The organism is Streptomyces sp. NPDC051173, assembly GCF_040689515.1.
Lineage (GTDB): Bacteria > Actinomycetota > Actinomycetes > Streptomycetales > Streptomycetaceae > Streptomyces.
The window spans coordinates 1-3955 of the sequence record NZ_JBFBBD010000150.1; the positions used below are offsets into that span (position 1 = coordinate 1).

Annotated in this window: 3 protein-coding genes; 2 read left to right on the forward strand and 1 reads right to left on the reverse strand. The window is 73.1% G+C overall.

The genetic code is table 11. The annotated features are described in order from the left end of the window. The first annotated feature begins 211 nt into the window (after positions 1-211). Positions 212-1387: a TerD family protein gene (locus tag AB0435_RS33890; RefSeq protein ID WP_366428706.1), complete on the forward strand. Its 1176-nt coding sequence runs from the start codon at positions 212-214 to the stop codon at positions 1385-1387. Positions 1388-1465: 78 nt separating this feature from the next. On the opposite strand, the gene AB0435_RS33895 is transcribed toward AB0435_RS33890, so the two are convergent. After that, a complete protein-coding gene (locus AB0435_RS33895; protein ID WP_366008528.1) occupies positions 1466-2770 on the reverse strand; it encodes an MFS transporter in 1305 nt (434 codons plus the stop codon). Positions 2771-2832: 62 nt separating this feature from the next. Here AB0435_RS33895 and AB0435_RS33900 point away from each other — a divergent pair, with 62 nt between their 5' ends. Beyond that, positions 2833-3843 (forward strand): LysR family transcriptional regulator, encoded by a 1011-nt coding sequence (locus AB0435_RS33900; protein ID WP_366008529.1) that lies wholly within the window; start codon positions 2833-2835, stop codon positions 3841-3843. Positions 3844-3955 lie beyond the last annotated feature (112 nt).

Sequence of the window (3955 nt, forward strand, 5' to 3'; positions counted from 1 at the left end):
CGCCTACCCGTTTGGTCCTGTCCGGCTTCGGTTAGGCGGTCGGACGCACCCGCAGGGGGCGCTCGGGCCGACGGGAAACCGTCGGCCGGAGCGCCCGGTGCGTGGTGCCGGCACGTCTTGATCTATTTATTGCGCAAATCAGGAACTGTGGGCCCGGACGCCCCGTTGTTCGCGATGAACAAGGGAAGCCGGGACAGGTGGAGGAAGGCTCATGGGCGTGGCCCTGGCCAAGGGTGGCAATGTGTCGCTGAGCAGGCAGGCCCCGGGCCTGACTGCTGTGACGGTCGGTCTGGGATGGCGGGTGCGGTCCGCACCGGGGGCCGAGTTCGACCTGGACGCCAGCGCGCTGCTGTGCGACCAGGCCGGGAAGGTGCTCTCCGACCGGCACTTCGTCTTCTTCAACAATCTGCGCAGCCCCGACGGTTCGGTCAGCCACTCCGGCGGCGGGGCACCGGCCGGCGGCGGGGGCGACGTCCAGCAGATCCACGTCGACCTCACCCGGGTCCCGGCCGAGGTCGCGAAGATCGTCTTTCCCGTCTCGCTCTACGAGGCGGAGCAGCGGGGGCAGAGCTTCGGCCGGCTCGACAGCGCGCACATCCGCGTCGTCGACCAGTCCGGCGGCGCCGAGCTGGCGCGCTACGACCTCGGGGGCGCGGGAGGCTCCGAGACCGCCATGGTCTTCGGCGAGCTCTACCGCCACGGCGCGGAGTGGAAGTTCCGCGCGGTCGGCCAGGGGTACGCCTCCGGGCTCGCGGGCATCGCGGGCGACTACGGCGTCGACGTCCTCCGCGAGACCCCGGCGCCGCCCGCCGTCCCGCCCGCCCCTCCGGCCCCGCCCGCCCAGGTGACCACGGCGAAGGCGGAACCGCCCGTGCCGTCCCCGGCGTCCGCACCTCTTGCCGGTGCCGTGCCGCAGAACCTCACGGCCGCCGCACCTCTTGCCACACCTCAGCAATTCTCAGGGAGTTCCTCCGTGACGTGCTTCTTCGACCCGAACCATGGCCCCGGCGCGGCATCCGTGCTGTGGTCCCCGCAGTGGGGTGTGCCCCGCCAGATCCAGACGTGCAACGGCTGCGCGCAGCGCGTGCAGACCACGCCGCCGCCGTACTACACCGCTCCCCAGCCGCAGGCGGGTTACCCCCAGGCCGGCTACCCGCAGCCGGTCCAGCAGCAGGGTTACCCGCAGCCCGTCCAGCAGGGTTACCCGCAGCAGGGCTACCCCCAGCAGGGCAACCAGCAGCAGGGCGGCCGCCGCTTCGGCACGGGCGCCCTCATCGGCGCCGGCGCGGCCGGCCTCGTCGGCGGCGCGCTCCTCAACGAGGCGATGAGCGACGACGAGCCGGACGTGGTCGTCAACAACTACTACGAGGGCGACGACGAGTACTGACCGCCGACGCGGTGAACGACGAAGGGGCCGCCCCCACCAGGACAGGTGGCGGGGCGGCCCCTTCGGGCTATGGGTGCCTTACGGCCGGGCGACGGCGGCCAGGGAGCGGCGCTCCAGGAGCGCCCGGCGCGTCGCGTAGAGCGTGATCGACGCCGCGGCCAGCATCGCGATCAGGCCCAGGACCACCGCCCCGTCCCAGCCGGCGAGGTGGAAGGCGACCGCGCCCAGCGTGCCGCCGACCGAACTGCCCAGGTAGTACGCAGTCTGGTACAGCGCCGACGCCTGCGCGCGGCCCGTCTTCGCCGTACGGCTGACCGACGACGACGCCACCGCGTGGCCCGCGAAGAACCCCGCCGTGATCAGGACCAGACCGGCCAGCACCGCGGTCAGCGACTGCGAGAGCGTCAGCAGCAGGCCCGCCGACGTCGTGCCCAGCGCCAGATACAGCGCCCCGCGCCGCCCCAGCCGTCCCACCAGCTTCCCGGCCGCCGCCGACGAGACCGTGCCGACGAGGTAGACCAGGAAGATCGAGCCGACGACACCCTGCGGCAGGGAGAACGGCGCCTCGGCCAGCCGGTAGCCGATGACGGTGTAGACCGCGCCGAAGACGGTCATGAAGAGCGCGCCGATCGCGTACAGCCGGCGCAGCAGCGGATCCGCGAGGTGGCCGCCGACGGTGCGGGCCAGCGCGCGCGGCGAGACCGTGGCCGGGGTGAAGTGCCGCGCCTTGGGGAGCAGCAGCCGGAAGGCCACCGCGCACACCACCGCCAGGGCGCCCACCGCGCCCAGCCCGGCCCGCCAGCCCCACGCCTGGGCGACCCAGCCGGCGAGGATGCGCCCGGACATGCCGCCGAGGCTGTTGCCCGCCACGAACAGGCCGATCGCACCGACCAGCGCCTTGGCCCGCACCTCCTCGGCCAGATACGCCATCGCCGAGGCGGGCAGGCCCGCCAGCGCGGCACCCTGCACGACGCGGAGCGCCACCAGCCAGCCGAGGTCGGGGGCGAAGGGCACCAGCATGGCCACGAGGGCGGCCACACACAGCGAGGCGGTCATCATCGCCCGCCGCCCGTAGCGCTCGGACAGCGCGCTCAACGGGACGACGGCGACGGCGAGTCCGCCGGTCGCGGCCGAGACGGTCCAGCTCGCCTGATCCGGCGTCACACCGAGGTCGTCGGAGATCGCGGGGAGCAGGGCCTGCGTGGAGTAGAGCAGGGCGAAGGTGGCGACACCCGCGGCGAAGAGCGCGAGGCTCGTCCTGCGGTAGCCGGGCCCGCCGGGCACCAGCTTGTTGTCATCGGCTGAGGGAGGAACGGGGGACGACAGTGCGGAGGCACCCGATCGCGCGGTGACGACGGATGCCCCGGTATCGGCAGGAGGCATGTACCGACCGTATGCACGTGGCGCTCATGCGTCCAATGCACAGATTCGCGATAATCGATCCCATGCAGCATGACCGCAGGCCAGGGGCCTCTCTGTCACCAACCGGCAATGAAAGCGTGACGCGGATTTTTGACAACCCGGTAACGCCGGACACCCCTGAGATCAAGGCGGACTCCTGGGCCGCGACCCTCACGCCGCGCCTCGCGCAGTTCGTGGCCGTCGCCCGGCACGAGCACGTCACCCGGGCCGCCCACCAGCTGGAGATGCCGCAGTCCACCCTCAGCCGCTCGATGGCGCGCGTCGAACAGGACCTGGGCGTCGCGCTGTTCGCCCGGCACGGCCGCACCCTCTCCCTCACCGCCGCGGGCCGCACCTTCCTCGCCTCCGTCGAACGGGCCCTGGCCGAGGTCGAGCGCGCCGCCGAGTCCGTACGGGCGGACGCCGACCCCACCGCCGGGAAGGTCGCCTTCGGCTTCCTGCACACCCTCGGCTCCGAGACCGTGCCCGAGCTGATCCGGGCCTTCCGCGCCGACCACCCGCGCGTGCGCTTCCAGCTCGTGCAGAACTACGGCGAGGCCATGCTGGAACGGCTGCGCTTCGGCGACCTCGACCTCTGCCTGACCTCACCGCTGCCCGACGCGCCGGACCTCGTCGCCCGCCGCCTCGACGAGCAGAAGCTCCGCCTCGTCGTCCCGGACGACCACCCGCTCGCCGGCCGCAAGCGGATCCGCCTCGCCGAGGCGGCCACCGAGCTCTTCGTCACCCTCGAACCCGGCTACGGCCTGCGCCGGATCACCGACGCGGTCTGCGCGGAGGCCGGCTTCACCCCGAAGGTCGCCTTCGAGGGCGAGGACCCGGAGACGCTGCGCGGGCTGGTCGCGGCGGGCCTGGGCGTCGGCCTGCTGCCGCCGCCCGCGGTGGCGCGGCCGGGCGTGGTGGAGCTGACCGTCACCGCGCCGCGCGCGGTCCGCGAGATCGGGGTGGCCTGGCTCGACGGCCACCCCGACACCCCACCGGTGGCCGCCTTCAAACGCTTCCTGCTCTCCCGGCGGGGGCAGTTGCTGCCACGGTGAACGCCCTCCGGGCGTGTCCTCAATCGCCGGATGGGCTGAATGCAGCCCGTCCGGCGATTGAGGACAACGCGGCGAAGCCGTGTTGCGGGGGTCTGGGGGCTTGCCCCCAGTT